The following is a 16,741-nucleotide window of genomic DNA, read 5'->3' on the forward strand; positions in this document are numbered from 1 at the left end:
GCGACATGCCCGACGGAGAGGATCACTTGCCGTAGGCCAGCATCAGCTTCTCCTGGCCCTTCGCGCTGCCCGAGAGCCGCGTGGTCGAGATGTAGAAGCGTCCGTCCACGAAATCGACGTCCTTCGAGAAGAAGCCGCTCTCGATCTCGGCGGTCCCCGCGGGGTTCTTCAGGAGGGTCTTCGGCGTGTGCGAACCCGAGAGCGGGATCGAGACGACCCGGCCGCCGGTGTCGTAGGAGGGAGTGACGTAGGCGATGAGCGAACCGCCGTCGATCTTCATCGGCAGCATCGATTCCGCAACCGGCGACTTGACGCGCCAGGCCTCCTTGCCGGTGGCGAGGCTGATCGCCACGACCTCGTTGGCGCCGGAGGTCGCGTCGGTCGGCAGGTAGAGGTTCTTGTCGTCGGTCGTCGCGCCCAGGCAGCCCTGGAGGCTGCCGCCGAGGAACGTCGAGCCGCCGCACTCCGGGGCGAACTTCTCGTCGACGCCGACCTCAGAGCGCGTGGCGCTGCTGTTGGGCTTCAGCGTGGTGATGTTCCACTGCTTCTTGTCCTCGTTGTTGAGGTAGACGATCGTCGGGCTCTCGGAGTAGATCCGCCCGATGCGCCAGCCCTTGGGGAACTTCTTCGTCCACACGGCGGCGCCGGTCTTCGGGTCGAGCTGCTGGAGCTCGTCGTGCTCGGTGGGCGAGCTCGCCCCGCAGGAGTAGGCGACCAGCATCTTCTTGCCGCCGGCGAAGCCGCTCGGGAAGCAGGTCCCGGGGTCCTTCTTGTCGGCGACGAAGAGCTCCTTGCCGTCGCTCATCCGCAGCGCCGTGCCGGACTGGGAGCGGCCGACCATCAGCGTGTCACCGGTGATGGAGAGGTCGGTGTTGAGGGACATGTCGAACAGCCCCTCCTCCTTGACCGTCTTCGTCCAGCCCTTGCTGCCGTCGCTCAGGTCGACGACCTGGATCTGGCTGCACTTGGAGTCGTCCTTCTGGCCGTCCTTGTAGGCGACGACGATCTCGTTGTCCTTCGTGACCTGCGGGGACGTGCCGCAGATCTTCTGCGGGAACGTGATCGTCGGCCAGGCGGTGTCGCCCGTCTTGACCTTGGAAGCGGTGAGCTCCTTGTACGCCGCCTTGACGACGACGTCTCCCTGCACCCACATGCCGTTGGCGTCGGCGCCGGAGCCGGGCACCTTGGGCGCTTCCTTGTACATGAGCACCTTGGATTCGCCGGGCTGGCGGCCCGCGTTGAGGTCCTCCGCCTGCTCGCCGCCGTCGCCCTTGCCGTCGCCCGGGTTGACCGGTGCGGAGCCGCTGACCTTGGGCTTGTCGCTCTTGCCCGCGGCGGGCTTCTTCTTGCCGCCGTCGTCACCGCCGACGACCGCCCAGGCGACGCCGCCGATGACCAGGGCCGCGGCCGCCACGGCCGCCACGATCAGACCGGGCTTGCCCTTGAAGGGGTTCTTCCCGCCACCGGCCGGCGGGGTGCCGGGCATGCCGGGGCCGCCGGGTCCGCCGGGGAACTGCTGCTGGGGGTAGCCGTACTGCGGCTGCTGGGCGTAGGGGCCCTGCTGCGTGGGCTGGCCGTAGGGGCCGGGCTGACCGGGCTGCGTCGGCGCGCCGTACGGTCCGGGCTGGGCGTAGGGGCCGGGCTGCTGCGGGTAGCCGTATCCCGGCTGGGGCGCGGGCGGGGTCTGCGGGTAGCCGTACCCGGGCTGGGGCGCGGGCGGGGTCTGCGGGTAGCCGTAACCGGGCTGGGGCGCGGGCGGGGTCTGCGGTGCTCCCGACGGCGGGGCCGGTGGCTGTGCCGGTGGCTGCGGCGGCTGTCCCGGTGGCTGCGGCGCGGATCCCTGCCGTGGATCCTGCGGAGCTCCGAAACCGCCGGACGGCGGCTGGTTGGGCGGCTGAGTCATCAGCGCTTCCCCCTTCACTGATTTTTCGGCACGCCAAGTGGTGCTCAGGCCGACCTTTCTATCACCCTGAGGCACTAGCACAACTGACCGGTCCGTCCCCTGTTCCCAAGGGAGGACCGGCCCGTGATGCGTCTGTTACGAGACCTCTACGCGCTCTCCGCGAGCTCCAGCCAGCGCATCTCCAACTCGTCCCGCTCGCCGACGAGTTCGCGCAACTCGGCGTCCAGTTTCGCCACCTTTTCGAAGTCGGTGGCGTTATCGGCGATTTGGGCGTGCAGCCAGGTCTCCTTGGTGGACATCTTGTCCAGCTGCCGCTCGATCTTCTGGAGTTCCTTCTTCGCGGCGCGGGCGTCGGCGGAGGAGACGGACTTCTGCGGGGCGGCGGATCCCGCCGCCGACGCCGGGCCCGAGGAGGCGGCGAGCGGGGCCGCCGGGGTGCCCGCGTCGGCCATGCGCTTGCGGCGCTCCAGGTACTCGTCGATGCCGCGCGGCAGCATGCGCATCGTGGCGTCGCCGAGCAGCGCGAAGACCTTGTCGGTGGTGCGCTCCAGGAAGAACCGGTCGTGGGAGATCACGACCATCGAACCGGGCCATCCGTCGAGGACGTCCTCCAGCTGCGTCAGCGTCTCGATGTCGAGGTCGTTCGTGGGCTCGTCGAGGAAGAGGACGTTCGGCTCGTCCATCAGGAGGCGCAGCAGCTGGAGCCGCCGCCGCTCACCGCCGGACAGGTCGCCGACGGGCGTCCACTGCTTCTCCTTGTTGAACCCGAACGTCTCGCAGAGCTGCCCGGCGGTCATCTCCCGGCCCTTGCCGAGGTCGACCCGCTCGCGCACCTGCTGCACGGCCTGCAACACCCGCAGCGTCGGCGAGAGTTCGGCGACCTCCTGCGAGAGGTAGGCCAGCTTCACGGTCTTGCCGACGACCACGCGCCCCGCCTCGGGCTGTACGTCGCCGTCGGAGCGCTGCGCCTGCGCCATCGCCCGCAGGAGCGAGGTCTTGCCCGCGCCGTTCACGCCGACCAGGCCGATGCGGTCGCCGGGGCCGAGCTGCCAGGTCAGGTGCTTGAGGAGCACCTTGGGCCCGGCCTGGACGGTGACGTCCTCCAGGTCGAAGACGGTCTTGCCGAGCCGGGTCGTGGCGAACTTCATCAGCTCGCTGCTGTCGCGGGGCGGCGGCACGTCGGCGATCAGTTCGTTCGCCGCCTCGATGCGGTAGCGCGGCTTGCTGGTGCGGGCGGGGGCGCCGCGCCGCAGCCAGGCCAGCTCCTTGCGCATCAGGTTCTTGCGCTTGGTCTCCTCGGTGGCCGCGATGCGCTCACGCTCGGCGCGGGCGAAGACGTAGTCGGAGTAGCCGCCCTCGTACTCGAAGACCGAACCGCCCTGGACGTCCCACATGCGGGTGCAGACCTGGTCGAGGAACCAGCGGTCGTGGGTGACGCAGACGAGCGCGGAGCGCCGGGTGCGCAGGTGCTCGGCGAGCCAGGCGATGCCCTCGACGTCCAGGTGGTTGGTCGGCTCGTCGAGCACGATCAGGTCGGGCTCGCCGATGAGCAGCTTCGCCAGCGCGATACGGCGGCGCTCGCCACCGGAGAGCGGGCCGATGACGGTGTCCAGGCCCTGCGGGAAGCCGGGCATGTCCAGGCCGCCGAACAGTCCGGTGAGGACGTCGCGGATCTTGGCGTTGCCGGCCCACTCGTGGTCGGCGAGGTCACCGATGACCTCGTGCCGCACGGTGGCCTTCGCGTCCAGCGAGTCGTGCTGGGTCAGGACGCCGAGTTCGAGCCCGCCGTTGTGCGTGACCCGGCCGGTGTCGGCCTCCTCCAGCTTGGCGAGCATCCGGATGAGGGTCGTCTTGCCGTCGCCGTTGCGCCCCACGACGCCGATCCGGTCCCCCTCGGACACGCCGAGGGAGACACCGTCGAGCAGGGCACGGGTGCCGTACACCTTGCTGACTGCCTCGACATTGACCAGGTTGACGGCCATTAACGCTCCAGGGAAGGGGATCGATCGGCCTCCAGCGTAGTCGGAGCCGGCGACGTCCGGCCCGGCGGCCGTCCCGCGGGTGATCAGCCCGTACGGCGCCGCCCCGCCCGCTCCACGAGCAGCCACCCCGCCAGCGCCATCCCCACCGCCACGGGCGCCGTCATCCGCACGGCCACCACGGTCGCGGTACGCCCCTCAAGGAGCCCCCCGAAGCCCACCATGGAGAGCCCGAGCACCCCGAACAGGCACAGGCCGACGCCCAGGGCCGCGGCCGGTCCCGAGACGGGCCCCGGCACGGCGAGGGCCGCGTCCCCCGGCTTCCCCGGCCGCTCGAAGCGCCGGAACGCGGCGACCAGCACCCCGGTGACCAGCGCCGCGGCCGCCATCCGCAGGGGCACCTGCGCCCACCACGCCCCGGTTGCGGGCTCCGGCAACGGCACGTCCGCGGCGATCAGCACCCCGTACACCCCGAGCATCGCCGTCAGGTGCCACAGGAACGCCGTCATCGAGACTCCGTTGGCCGCCACGACGCCCCGCCACACCCGGGGCCGCGCGAGCCACCGTGCCGCGGGCCCGCGCAGCAGCTCCACCGCGCCCACCAGCCACATCCCGTGGCACAGGAGCGCGAAGGTCGGCGGCGCCATGTTCGAGACGCGCTCGCCGGGCATGCCCACCATGGAGAGGGGATACGGGCCGAGGGCGACCAGGGCCGCGGCGCCCGCGAGCCCGGCCGCGGCCAGAGCGGCCGGGGCCCGCAGCCCGCCGTCGGCCCGCAGGAAGCCGAGCTGGTGCACGGCCAGCCACACGAAGGCGAAGTTCAGGAACTCCACGTACGGGACGCCGAAGGCGAAGCGCGCCAGGTCCACCGCCCCGGCGGCGAGCACGAGAGCACCGAACGCGCCCCAGCCATACCGCTCGTGGAGTTTCAGCAGCGGCGGGGTGAAGGCGACCATCGCCAGGTAGATGCCGATGAACCAGAGCGGCTGGGCCACGAGCCGCAGCGTCACGTCCAGCAGCGCGCCGCCCTCGCCGAGCAGTTGCACCGCGAGGGCCGCCGCGCCCCACACCCCGATGAAGACCATCGTGGGCCGCAGGAGCCGTTGCAGCCGGGCGCGCAGGAACGCCGAGTAGACGGAGCCGCCGCCCTCGGGGGCCTTGCGGCTCAGGGAGCGGTGGGACAGGGCGTGCGAGAAACCGCCGACGAAGAAGAACACCGGCATGATCTGGAGCACCCAGGTGAGCACCTGGAGTCCGGGCACGACGGCGAGGAGGTTGCCCACCTCGGTCCGGCCGTCGTCCCCGACGGTCACCGCGGCCATCAGCCAGTGGCCGACGACGACCGTGCCGAGCGAGGCGACCCGGAGCAGGTCGATGTACCGGTCGCGCCCGGCGGGCGTCTTCTCGGCCAGTTCACGAACGCTTGATCCCATGGACGTACGGTCGCGCGACCGGCGGGCCGGGCATCAGCGCGCGCGTACTCAGATACCGGTCTGAGTACGTCCGTCCGTACGGACCGGGCGGCGGCGCTCTAGAGGACCGTGGCGCCCGGAGCCGGCGAGTCCGCCACCCGGGCGGTGCGGCAGGTGCCGGAGGCGGTCAGCGCGTCGGCGATCCGGCGCGCGGACCCGGCGTCGGCGGCCAGGAACGCCGTCGTGGGCCCGGAGCCGGAGACCAGCGCGGCCAGGGCGCCCGCCTCGGCGCCCGCGGCGAGGGTGCCGGCGAGCGAGGGGAACAGCGAGAGGGCCGCGGGCTGGAGATCGTTGGTGACGGCACCGGCGAGCGCCCCGACGTCGCCCTTGCGCAGGGCGTCGAGCAGCGCGCGGGACGCCTGCGGGGCGGGAGCCTTGGGGGTCAGCCGGTCGAACTCGCGGTAGACCGCGGGCGTGGAGAGCCCGCCGTCGGCCACCGCGAACACCCAGTGGAAGGTGCCGCCGACCTCAAAGACCTCCAGCTTCTCGCCCCGCCCGGTGCCGAGCGCGGCCCCGCCGACCAGGCTGAACGGCACGTCACTGCCCAACTCGGCGCAGATGTCGAGGAGTTCGTCCCGCGAGGCCTCGGTGCCCCACAGCGCGTCGCAGGCCACGAGCGCGCCCGCGGCGTCCGCGCTGCCGCCGGCCATGCCGCCCGCGACGGGGATGTCCTTGGCGATGTGGAGGTGCACGTCGGCCGTCCGCCCGTGGCGCGCGGCGAGCAGCTCCGCCGCCCGGGCCGCGAGGTTCGTGCGGTCCAGGGGCACTTGCCCGGACCCGGGTCCCGCGCAGGTCACCCGCAGCTCGTCGGCGGGCGTGACGGTGACCTCGTCGTACAGCCCGACGGCGAGGAAGACGTTGGCGAGGTCGTGGAAGCCGTCGGCGCGCGCGGCGCCCACGGCGAGCTGCACGTTGACCTTCGCGGGGATCCGTACGGTGACGCTCACGCGCCCGCCCCCTTGTGCTCGGCGATCCGCGCGAACTCCTCCACGGTCAGCGCCTCGCCGCGGGCCTGCGGCGAGACCCCGGCGGCGACGAGGGCCGCCTCGGCTGCGGGGGCCGAGCCCGCCCATCCTGCGAGCGCGGCGCGCAGGGTCTTGCGGCGCTGGGCGAAGGCCGCGTCGACGACGGCGAAGACCTCCTTCTTGGACGCGGTGGTCTTGACCGGCTCGGCGCGGCGCACGAGCGAGACGAGGCCCGAGTCGACGTTCGGCGCGGGCCAGAAGACGTTGCGCCCGATGGAACCGGCGCGCTTCACGTCGGCGTACCAGTTCGCCTTCACGGAGGGCACGCCGTACACCTTCGAGCCGGGGTCGGCGGCGAGGCGGTCGGCGACCTCGGCCTGCACCATCACGAGCGTGCGCTCGATGCCGGGGAAGGTGTCGAGCATGTGCAGCAGGACGGGCACGGCGACGTTGTACGGGAGGTTGGCGACCAGCGCGGTCGGGGCGGGGCCCGGCAGCTCGCGCACGAGCATGGCGTCGCAGTGCACCAGCGCGAAGGAGTCCGCCTTCGCGGGCAGGCGGGCCGCGATGGTGGCCGGGAGGGCGCTCGCGAGCGTGTCGTCGATCTCGACGGCGGTCACGTGGGCCGCGGTGTCGAGCAGGGCCAGGGTCAGCGAGCCGAGCCCGGGGCCGACCTCGACGACCACGTCCTGCGGGCCGACGTCCGCGGTGCGGACGATGCGGCGGACGGTGTTGGCGTCGATGACGAAGTTCTGGCCGCGCTGCTTGGTCGGGCGTACGCCCAGGGCAGCGGCCAGCTCGCGGATGTCGGCGGCCCCCAGGAGGGCGCCGGGCTCACTGTTGCTCACGACCCCAGGTTACGGGCCCGGACCCCCCGCCTTCACCGGCCGCCGGCGCCCCGCGCGCTTTCCCGGGCGGGCGAGCCCTGCCGCCACGCTCCCGCCTCCCTCGCGCCCGTGCGTCCCGCGGACCTCCTACAACCGGCTCCCGCAGTGCGGCCACGGGCTCGCCCCGCGCTGGACGTACAGCTTCTTCGCGCGGAACGTCTGCTCGCCGGCCGACGCGTCCTGGGGGCGGCCCGAGCCGCCCAGGCCCTGCCAGGTGCGGGTGTCGAACTGGTACAGGCCGCCGTACGTCCCCGACGCGTCCACCGCGTTCGGGCGGCCCCCCGACTCGCAGTGCGCCAGCGAGCCCCAGTCCAGGCCCTCCGCCCCGGCCACCGTGTCCGGGCGCTGCTTCGTGCCGACCTTCACGATCTGCGTCTGCGGCTGCCGCACGATCTCCGAGCGCACCCGCCGCGGCTTCTGCTTGACCCCGTTGACCGTCCGCAGCGCGTACGTCACCCGTCGCGTCCCCTGGTGCCCCTGCTGCTCCACGACCTCCGTGCCGACGAACCGGTCGGGGTCCTGCGTCCGCCGCACCGCGAACGGGATCGGCTCGTCCCGCACCTCCTTGCGTCCGGAGATCCGCATGACGGTGATCGTCTGCCCGTCGCGCGGGAAGCTCTCGGGCGCGACCGAGGTCGTGTCCTGGCCGTGCAGGCTGATCCCGGACTCCTCGACCGCCTCCCGCACCGTCGCCGCGTTCGTCCGGATGGTCCGCTCGCGCCCGTCCGCCATGATCGTCACGGCGCGTTCGGTCCGTACGTCGAGATCGAGGCCGTGCCGTTCGATCCGCTTGCTGCGCGAGGCCGACAGATAGGCGCCCTCGGCCCGCACCCCGAGCTGCCGCAGCGCGCCGTCCACCGTGCGCGCGGTCGTCCACACCTCGCGCCGCCGCCCGTCGAGGGTGAGCTTGACCGGCCGCCCGTACCGCACGGCGATCTCGTCGCCGCTGGCCAGGGCCGTGGACGCGGTGGGCGCCACGATGTCGTGGGCGCCGAAGTCGACGCCCTCGTCCTCCAGGAGTTCGCCGACGTCGTCCGCGAAGGTGTGCAGGGTGCGCGACTCGCCGTCGACGCTCAGCTGCACGGCCTTGTCGTTGGCGACGAAGGCCGAGGTGCCGCCCGCGAGGAAGGCGACGACCAGCGCCTGCGGCAGCAGCCGCCGCAGCGAGTCGGGCCGCTCCGAGGAGGAGGCGGCCCTCGACTTCGGCCGGGGCTTCCCCGCCGGTTTCGCCTTCTTGCGCCGGGCGGCCCGGCGCGCCTCGGCCCGCCCGCCGTCGGGGAGCGCGGGCCCGGTGGCCTGCCGGGGGAAGTGCTCCCCGGTGTCGGCGGGGGCCTCGGGCCCGAAACCGTAACCGGGCTCGGAGCCGTAACCGGGCGCCGGCCACGGCTCCGGGTCCGGTTCATAGGTCGTGCCGCCCCCATGAGACGTCTCGTACTGCGGCGCATGACTCACGACGGCGCTCCAGCGTTCTCGTTCTGGTCCGGATCGGGCGAGGCGGACCAGAACCTAGCGGAGCTTTCGTCACTCTCCAAAGCAGCGCGACTACGCATCGTCGCCGCGCCGCCCGGAACCGCGGGGGTTTGGGCGTTATCGGTCAGTAATCGAAAGCGCGTGCCGTGTTCGCCGCGATCGCTTCCGCCATGGCGTCCTCGCCGATGCCGCACACCGCGGCCATGGCCCGCAACGTGACCGGAATGAGATACGGCGCGTTAGGCCGTCCGCGGTAGGGCGCGGGCGTGAGGAAGGGCGCGTCCGTCTCCACGAGGACCAGTTCGAGGGGAGCGACGGCCAGCGCGTCCCGCAGACCCTGCGCGTTCTTGAAGGTGACGTTGCCCGCGAACGACATGAAGTAGCCGTTCTCCGCGCAGACTTCGGCCATCGCCGCGTCGCCCGAGTAGCAGTGGAAGACGGTCCGCTCCGGCGCGCCCTCCTCCTTCAGGATCCGCAGCACGTCCTCGTGCGCCTCGCGATCGTGGATGACCAGGGCCTTGCCGTGCCGCTTGGCGATCTCGACGTGGGCGCGGAAGGACCGTTCCTGGGCGGCCTTGCCCTCGGGCCCGGTGCGGAAGTAGTCGAGCCCGGTCTCGCCCACGCCCTTGACGTGCGCGAGCGCGGCGAGGGCGTCGATCTCGGCGAGCGCGGCGTCCAGGGCCCCGTCCCCGCCGGCCTCGCGCGCCCCCTGCCGGGACCAGCCGTCGGGATCGCCGTGCACGATGCGCGGCGCCTCGTTCGGATGCAGGGCCACGGTGGCGTGCACCTGGTCGTACGCGGCGGCCGTCCGGGCGGCCCAGCGGGAACCGGCCACGTCACAGCCCACCTGCACGACCGTCGTCACCCCCACCGCGGCGGCCTTGGCGAGCCCCTCGTCGACCGTCCCCGACTGCATGTCGAGGTGCGTGTGGGAGTCGGCGACCGCCACCCGAAGGGGTTCGGGCAGCGGCGGCGCGGCGTTCTTGGCGTCGGCGCTCTTGTCGGTGGCGCCGGCGTCCCGGGGAGTGGAAGGCATGCCCCCGATCCTACGAAGGGGGCGTCATCCCGCCTTGCGGTGGTGGAAGGGATGCAGCAGCGCCGACAGATGCCAGTGGTGGTGCTTGGGTGCACGGGGCTCCGCGGAGTCGCCCGCCCCGGCCCCGGACAGCTCGGCCGCCGCCACCGCCCGCGGCGCGGGAGGGCGCCGCATGAGGTCGAGCACCGACGACACCTGTCCGGCCCGCATGATCCGCACGAGATGCCCGTCGCAGTTCAGGCACGTCGGCCGGGTCAGGGGCGAGGGCACCCGCCGGCCGTCCGCCACGTACGTCACGAATTCCTTGCCCTTGCCGTCCACGTGATGCTCGATGTCGTACGACTGCTCCCAGCCGTGCCCGCACCGCATGCAGGCGAACGCGTACGACTCGTGAACGGTGTGGGTCGCGTGTGGGGTGTGCATCGCGTCGGACGCCGTGGTGCGGTGACCGGTGTCGGCGATATCACTCATGCCAGCTCCTCTTGTCCGCTGGACAAGCACTGCCGGACCGGGGATTGCCTTCCCGGCCGGAAGCGTGGGGACGGGTGCGTCCCCTTTGACCAGTGGACGCCTTTCCCGGAGCGAGCGCATCAGACCTGTCGACAGTTGAAGGCGATTTGGCCTTTCCATGGAGTTCAGGCCCGGTGCGCGGCCCGCGCTTTGCTTTTCACGATAGTCCTTTGCCCGCCGATGGGGCGGTCTGAGCCGCATTCTTTGCCGCCACGACCGCATCGAACACGTCGCGTTTGGGTAGCCCCGCGTCGGCCGCCACGGCGGCGATCGCCTCCTTGCGTCGCTCCCCCGCCTCCTCGCGCACCCGCACCCTGCGCACCAGCTCCTCCGGGCCCAGGTCGGCGGCGCTTTTCTCGGGCGCTCCCTCGACGACGACGGTGATCTCACCGCGCACGCCGTCGGCCGCCCACTCGGCGAGTTCCTTCAGCGAACCGCGCTTGACCTCTTCGTAGGTCTTGGTCAGTTCGCGGCAGACGGCGGCCCTGCGTTCGTCGCCGAACGCCTCGGCCATCGCGACGAGGGTGTCGTCGATCCGGTGCGGTGCCTCGAAGTAGACGAGCGTGCGACGGTCCTCGGCCACCTCGCGCAGCCGCGAGAGCCGCTCGCCCGCCTTGCGCGGCAGGAACCCCTCGAAGCAGAAGCGGTCCACCGGGAGCCCCGACAGCGCGAGCGCGGTGAGCACCGCGGACGGGCCCGGCACGGCCGTGACCTTGATGTCCTTCTCCACGGCGGCGGCCACGAGCCGGTAGCCGGGGTCGGAGACCGACGGCATCCCGGCGTCCGTCACGAGGAGCACCCGGGCCCCGCCGACCAGCGCCTCGACCAGCTCGGGGGTCCGCGCGGTCTCGTTGCCCTCGAAGTACGAGACGACCCGTCCGCCCACCTGGACGCCGAGCGCCTGGGTGAGCCTGCGCAGCCGCCGGGTGTCCTCGGCGGCCACCACGTCGGCCGACTCCAGCTCGGCGGCGAGCCGCGGCGGGGCGTCCGCGACGTCGCCGATGGGCGTGCCCGCGAGAACGAGGGTTCCGGGGGACGGGTTTCCGGGGGAATCAGCGCTTCCTGTCACGGTTCCATCCTCGCAGGGGCAAGGGGACGGGACTCACACAGTCGGGTTCCCTACGATGGCGCGGTGACCAGTACCGCGTCTTCCCCGGACACCCGACAGGGCCAGGCAGCCGAGGAGCAGCAGCCGTCGTGGCAGCACAGGCTGCGCCGCTTCGGCCATGTGGCGCGAACCCCCGAGCTCACGGCCGATGTCCGGGCCCGGCTCGTGCCCGCGTACACCGAGCCGAGCCCGCGGCTGTGGGCGTCGATCGGGATGGCCAGGCAGACCGCCGACCAGCTGGTCCGGTGGTCGGGCTGGATCGGCCCGCTGCTCATCACGCTCGTCGCGGGGATCACCCGGTTCTGGAATCTCGGCAGCCCGAAGGCCGTGATATTCGACGAGACGTACTACGCCAAGGACGCCTGGGCGCTGATCCACCGGGGCTTCGAGGTCAACTGGCCCGAGAAGGTCAACGACTCCGTCCTCGAACAGGGATCGAACATCACGATCCCCACGGACGCCGCGTACGTCGTGCATCCGCCGGTCGGCAAGTACGTCATCGGGATCGGCGAGTGGATCTTCGGCTTCGACCCCTTCGGCTGGCGCTTCATGACGGCGGTGCTCGGCACCCTGTCGGTCCTGATGCTGTGCCGGATCGGCCGGCGGCTCTTCCGCTCGACGTTCCTGGGCTGTCTGGCGGGCGGGCTGCTCGCGGTGGACGGGCTGCACTTCGTGATGAGCCGCACCGCGCTGCTCGACCAGGTCCTGATGTTCTTCGTGCTCGCCGCGTTCGGCTGCTTCCTGATCGACCGGGACAAGGCGCGCGCGAGGCTCGCGGCCGGTCTTCCGGCCGACGAGGACGGCAGGGTGCGGCCCGACGCGTACGTCGCCGAGACGCTGCGCCTGGGGTGGCGTCCCTGGCGCTGGGCGGCCGGGCTCTGCCTGGGGCTGGCCTTCGGGACGAAGTGGAACGGCCTGTACATCATGGTCTTCTTCTGCCTGATGACCGTCCTGTGGGACGTGGGCGCCCGCCGCGTCGCCGGCGCCGAGCGCCCCTACCGCGCCGTCCTGAAGCGGGACGTGCTGCCCGCGTTCGTCTCGACGGTTCCGGTCGCCCTCGGCACGTACGTCCTGTCCTGGCTCGGCTGGATCCTCTCGCCGACGGACGGCACGGGCGGCTACTACCGCAACTGGGCGGCGACGGACGGCAAGGGCGGCAGCTGGACGCTGCTGCCGGACTGGCTGCGCAGCCTGTGGCACTACGAACACGCGGTGTACGACTTCCACGTGGGGCTCTCGTCGCCGCACACCTACCAGTCCAATCCGTGGAGCTGGATCGTCGACGGCCGCCCCGTCTCGTACTTCTACGAGTCGCCGCGGCCCGGCACGGACGGCTGCCCCTCCGGAACGGCCGAGAAGTGCGCGCGCGAGGTCCTCGCGCTCGGCACCCCGATGCTGTGGTGGGCGGGCGCCTTCGCCCTGCTGTACGTCCTGTGGCGGTGGGCGTTCCGCAGGGACTGGCGCGCGGGCGCGATCGTGTGCGGGATCGCGGCGGGATATCTGCCCTGGTTCATGTACCAGGAGCGCACGATCTTCTTCTTCTACGCCGTCGTCTTCGTGCCGTTCCTGTGCCTGGCCGTGTCGATGATGATCGGCGCGATGCTCGGTCCGCCGGGGTCCGGCGAGCGGCGGCGCGTCGTGGGGGCGGCGGCTTCCGGCGTCCTGGTCCTGCTGATCCTCTGGAACTTCATCTGGTTCTGGCCGATTTACACCGGCCAGGCCATTCCGATCGATTCCTGGCGGGCCCGAATGCTCCTCGACACATGGGTCTAGACACCTGGCGAAAAAGGACGCCCGGGACACCTCGGGTGCTCTTGGACACCTTCGGATAACAGCCCTCTCGTATGTCACTCCCTCCGCATAAAGTCGGTGCGAGCGACCCTCCCGAATTCATTCGGGAGGGCTCCTGGGGAGGGGAACGCGAGATGCACAAAGGGGTAAAAGTCACTCTGGTCGGCGGGGTGTTCGCCGTCATGCTCGGGGGCGCGGGATTCGGCGCGTACAACTTGGTGAACGGCGTGACGGGGGTCGGCGGTCCCTCCGGGTCGGGCCCCCGGGCGGTGAAGACGGGGCCGCCGACGAGCGACGAGACGGCCGAGGTGGCGAAGAAGTTCCTCGCCGAGTGGGCCAAGGGCGACGCCCGGCAGGCCGGTTGGTACACGAACAACGCGGAGATGGCCTCGGCGCTCCTGACGGGCTACCGCGACGACGCCCACCTGACGAAGGTGAAGCTCACGCCGGGCCGGGCGAAGGGCGCGACCGTGCCGTTCTCGGTCGAGGCCACGGTGTCGTACAAGGGGAAGACCAAGCCCTTCGCGTACGACTCCGAACTGACCGTCGTGCGCGGCGAGACCACGGGCCGCGCGCTCGTCGACTGGAGCCCCTCGGTGGTCCACCCGGACCTGGAGAAGGGCGACGCCCTGGAGACCGGCGAGGCCGCCGCGCCCCCCATCGAGGCCGTCGACCGGAACGGCAAGGTCCTGGACACGAAGGACTACCCCTCGCTCGCCCCGGTCCTCGACCAGCTGCGCGCGAAGTACGGCGAGAAGGCCGGCGGCACCCCCGGCGTCGAGCTCTACGTCCGGCCCGAGGACGAGAACGCGGGCTCCAAGACGCTGCTCACGCTCGCCAAGGGCAAGGCCGGCCGGCTGCGGACGACGCTGAGCGCGGCGGCGCAGGGAGCCGCGGAGAAGGCGGTGACGCGGCACGCGGACTCCTCCGTGGTCGCCGTGCAGCCGAGCTCCGGCGAGGTGCTCGCGGTCGCCAACCACCGGCGGGACGAGTTCAACGCGGCCCTGAACGGCCGCCTCGCCCCCGGCTCGACCATGAAGATCGTCTCGGCGGCGATGCTCATCGACAAGGGCGTGACGAAGGCGGGCGGCCCCGCGCCCTGCCCGGACAGCGCGGTCTGGCAGGGCCGGCGGATCGACAACCTCCCGGGCATGGCACCGGACGAGAACGCCACCCTGGCGGACAGTTTCGCGCGCTCCTGCAACACGGCGTTCGTGAAGCTGGTCGACGAGGAGGGCGTCACGGACCAGTCCCTCACCGAGGAGGCGCAGAACGGTTTCGGCCTCGGCCTCGACTGGAAGGTCGGCATCCCCACGTACGACGGGTCGGTCCCGGAGTCCGTGGGCGGCGAGCGCGCGGAGAGCATCATCGGCCAGGGCAAGGTCCTGATGAACCCGCTCGACATGGCGTCGGTCACGGCGACCGCGATGACGGGGGCCTTCCGCCAGCCGGTCCTCGTGGACCCGGCCCTGGACGGCAGGAAGCTGGCCCAGGCCCGCGGACTGCCCGCGTCCACCGTGCAGCAGCTCACCCGGATGATGAACCGCACGGCGGTCAGCGGCACCGGAGCCGCCGCCATGTCCGGGCTCGGCGGCAGCATCGGCGCGAAGACCGGTTCGGCGGAGGTCCAGGGCCAGGAGAAGCCCAACAGCTGGTTCACCGGCTACCGCGGGGACGTGGCGGCCGCCGCCGTGGTGGAGCAGGGCGGCCATGGAGGTGACGCCGCCGGGCCTATCGTGGCGGCGGTACTTGCCGCAGGCAGTTGAGACTTGTGGTCGGGGGCTTCATGAAAGCCGCCTAGTGTGGGGCCTTCCGGTGCGGAGCTTGGGGGCTCTGGGATCTGCGGAGGATCAGTGGGCAAGCGTGGGCGCGCCAGCGAGCGCAAGGGCATCAAGAACATCACGGGCATTCCGGGTGCGAAGAGCACCAAGGTGCACCCCGGGGTGCTCGGCGGCGCGGCCGCCGTGGTCGTGTGCGGCGTGGGCATCGCCGCGTACTCCCTGATCGGCGGCTCGTCCGACGGCGAGGGGCCGACGGTCGACGAGAAGCCGGTGGCCGCGGGCCCGCCGACGGCCGCCGAGGTGCGCGCCACCACCCGCGACTTCCTGGCCGCGTGGGAGAAGGGCGACCTGGCCAAGGCCGCGACGCTCACCGACGACCGGACGGCGGCCAGGAGCGCGCTCACCGCGTACGCCAAGGACTCCCACCTCACCGAGGTGAAGCTGGCGCCGGGCAAGCGGGCGGGCGCGAAGGTGCCCTTCTCGGTGACGTCCACGGTCTCGTACGAGGGAAAGACCAAGCCCTTCGCGTACGAGTCCGAGCTGACCGTCGTCCGAAGAAAGCACGACGGCAAGACCCTGGTCGGCTGGCGGCCCTCCGTCGTCCACCCGGACCTGAAGGACGGCGACCGCCTGGTCACCGGCGAGGCCGGGGACCCGCCGATCAAGGCGGTGGACCGGAACGGCGGCGAGCTGACGAAGGCGAAGTACCCCTCGCTGGGCACGGTCCTCGACAGCCTGCGCGAGAAGTTCGGCGACAAGGCGGGCGGCAAGGCGGGCGTGGAGCTGCGCGTCGTGCGCGAGGACAGCGCCAAGGAGGCCGAGAAGTCGGCTTCGACGAAGGACGACGCCAAGGCGACGCCCGACAAGACGCTCCTCACGCTCTCCCCCGGCACCCCGGGCACCCTGAAGACCACCTTCGACCCCGTGCTCCAGGCGGCTGCGGAGAAGGAGACCGGCAAGCGCAAGCAGGCCGCGGTGGTCCTGGTGAAGCCCAGCACGGGCGAGATCCTGGCGGCGGCCAACTCGAACCCGGGCGGCTTCAACACGGCGTTCCAGGGCTCGCTCGCCCCCGGTTCGACGATGAAGGTCGTCACGTCGTCCCTGCTCCTGGAGAAGAAGCTCGCGGGCGTCGACAAGAAGCACCCCTGCCCCAAGTACGTGACGTACGGCGGCTGGAAGTTCCAGAACGACGACAAGTTCCAGATCAAGGACGGCACGTTCCGGGCGAGCTTCGCCCGGTCCTGCAACACGGCCTTCATCAGCCAGGCCAAGAAGCTCCAGGACGACTCCCTGACCAAGCAGGCGCAGGAGGTCTTCGGACTCGGCCGCGACAACTGGTCGATCGGCGTCCCGTCCTTTGACGGCGCGATCCCGGTGCAGAGCGACGCGCAGATGGGCGCCTCGCTGATCGGGCAGGGCGGGGTCCGCATGAGCCCGCTGAACATGGCGTCGGTGGCGGCCACGGTGAAGTCGGGCACGTTCAAGCAGCCCTACCTGGTCTCCCCGGACGTCGACAAGCGCACGCTCGCGACGGCGTCGCGCACGATGTCGGGCGGTACGGCGTCGGCGCTGCGGGAGCTGATGCACTACACCGCGGTGGCGGGCACGGCGGTCAAGCCGATGTCGGGCCTCGGCTCCGACATGGGCGCGAAGACCGGCTCCGCGGAGGTCGACGGCCAGAAGAAGCCCAACGGCTGGTTCACGGCCTACCGCGGCGACCTGGCCGCGGGAGCGGTCGTGCAGCAGGGCGGGCACGGCGGCGACTCGGCGGGGCCGCTGGTGCGGGCCATGTTCCTGGCGGACAAGTAGCGGACGGGTAACGGCTCGTTCCCGGCAGCC

The 16,741-nt window shown here is 71.8% G+C and carries 12 protein-coding genes; 3 read left to right on the forward strand and 9 right to left on the reverse strand.

Annotated elements, in window-relative coordinates:
- Positions 1-22: 22 nt before the first annotated feature.
- From QBL25_RS18615 to rsmI, 9 genes are all read right to left on the reverse strand, one after another.
- Positions 23-1,903: a PQQ-binding-like beta-propeller repeat protein gene (locus QBL25_RS18615; RefSeq protein ID WP_409058162.1), complete on the reverse strand. Its 1,881-nt coding sequence runs from the start codon at positions 1,901-1,903 to the stop codon at positions 23-25.
- A 146-nt stretch (positions 1,904-2,049) separates the two neighbouring features.
- A complete protein-coding gene (locus QBL25_RS18620; RefSeq protein WP_409058163.1) occupies positions 2,050-3,885 on the reverse strand; it encodes an ABC-F family ATP-binding cassette domain-containing protein in 1,836 nt (611 codons plus the stop codon).
- An 83-nt stretch (positions 3,886-3,968) separates the two neighbouring features.
- Entirely contained in the window at positions 3,969-5,315 is a 1,347-nt protein-coding gene (locus QBL25_RS18625; protein ID WP_409058164.1) for an acyltransferase family protein, read from the reverse strand.
- A gap of 98 nt (positions 5,316-5,413) precedes the next feature.
- Positions 5,414-6,301, reverse strand: coding sequence for a 4-(cytidine 5'-diphospho)-2-C-methyl-D-erythritol kinase (locus tag QBL25_RS18630; protein WP_409058165.1), 888 nt, complete (start codon positions 6,299-6,301; stop codon positions 5,414-5,416).
- The gene (rsmA, locus tag QBL25_RS18635) at positions 6,298-7,167 is read right to left on the reverse strand and encodes a 16S rRNA (adenine(1518)-N(6)/adenine(1519)-N(6))-dimethyltransferase RsmA (protein ID WP_409058166.1); all 870 of its coding nucleotides are present in this window, start codon (positions 7,165-7,167) and stop codon (positions 6,298-6,300) included. The genes QBL25_RS18630 and rsmA overlap by 4 nt, the downstream gene beginning before the upstream one ends.
- Before the next feature lie 126 nt (positions 7,168-7,293).
- Positions 7,294-8,658, reverse strand: coding sequence for a ubiquitin-like domain-containing protein (locus tag QBL25_RS18640; protein WP_409058167.1), 1,365 nt, complete (start codon positions 8,656-8,658; stop codon positions 7,294-7,296).
- Positions 8,659-8,800: 142 nt separating this feature from the next.
- Complete coding sequence (locus tag QBL25_RS18645) at positions 8,801-9,712, reverse strand: TatD family hydrolase (RefSeq protein ID WP_409058168.1); 912 nt, start codon at positions 9,710-9,712, stop codon at positions 8,801-8,803.
- Positions 9,713-9,736: 24 nt separating this feature from the next.
- Entirely contained in the window at positions 9,737-10,183 is a 447-nt protein-coding gene (locus QBL25_RS18650; RefSeq protein ID WP_409058169.1) for a hypothetical protein, read from the reverse strand.
- A 196-nt stretch (positions 10,184-10,379) separates the two neighbouring features.
- A complete protein-coding gene (gene rsmI, locus QBL25_RS18655; RefSeq protein ID WP_409058170.1) occupies positions 10,380-11,291 on the reverse strand; it encodes a 16S rRNA (cytidine(1402)-2'-O)-methyltransferase in 912 nt (303 codons plus the stop codon).
- 63 nt (positions 11,292-11,354) lie between these two features.
- Here rsmI and QBL25_RS18660 point away from each other — a divergent pair, with 63 nt between their 5' ends.
- The 3 genes from QBL25_RS18660 to QBL25_RS18670 all read left to right on the forward strand — a co-directional run bounded on the left by QBL25_RS18660 (position 11,355) and on the right by QBL25_RS18670 (position 16,711).
- Positions 11,355-13,103 carry a dolichyl-phosphate-mannose--protein mannosyltransferase gene (locus tag QBL25_RS18660; protein WP_409058171.1) on the forward strand — a complete coding sequence of 583 codons (1,749 nt, stop codon included), beginning with the start codon at positions 11,355-11,357 and terminating at the stop codon, positions 13,101-13,103.
- 152 nt (positions 13,104-13,255) lie between these two features.
- Positions 13,256-14,887, forward strand: coding sequence for a penicillin-binding transpeptidase domain-containing protein (locus QBL25_RS18665; protein ID WP_409058172.1), 1,632 nt, complete (start codon positions 13,256-13,258; stop codon positions 14,885-14,887).
- A gap of 87 nt (positions 14,888-14,974) precedes the next feature.
- A complete protein-coding gene (locus QBL25_RS18670) occupies positions 14,975-16,711 on the forward strand; it encodes a penicillin-binding transpeptidase domain-containing protein (protein WP_409058173.1) in 1,737 nt (578 codons plus the stop codon).
- Positions 16,712-16,741: the final 30 nt, after the last annotated feature.

It is taken from the genome of Streptomyces sp. SYP-A7185, assembly GCF_046103685.1.
GTDB lineage: Bacteria > Actinomycetota > Actinomycetes > Streptomycetales > Streptomycetaceae > Streptomyces.

What these genes read in the sequence shown, in the direction of transcription:
- QBL25_RS18615 (WP_409058162.1), bottom strand. Translation starts at nt 1,903, where the DNA reads ATGACTCAGCCGCCCAACCAGCCGCCGTCCGGCGGTTTCGGAGCTCCG.
- QBL25_RS18620 (WP_409058163.1), bottom strand. Translation starts at nt 3,885, where the DNA reads ATGGCCGTCAACCTGGTCAATGTCGAGGCAGTCAGCAAGGTGTACGGC.
- QBL25_RS18625 (WP_409058164.1), bottom strand. Translation starts at nt 5,315, where the DNA reads ATGGGATCAAGCGTTCGTGAACTGGCCGAGAAGACGCCCGCCGGGCGC.
- QBL25_RS18645 (WP_409058168.1), bottom strand. Translation starts at nt 9,712, where the DNA reads ATGCCTTCCACTCCCCGGGACGCCGGCGCCACCGACAAGAGCGCCGAC.
- QBL25_RS18650 (WP_409058169.1), bottom strand. Translation starts at nt 10,183, where the DNA reads ATGAGTGATATCGCCGACACCGGTCACCGCACCACGGCGTCCGACGCG.
- QBL25_RS18665 (WP_409058172.1), top strand. Translation starts at nt 13,256, where the DNA reads ATGCACAAAGGGGTAAAAGTCACTCTGGTCGGCGGGGTGTTCGCCGTC.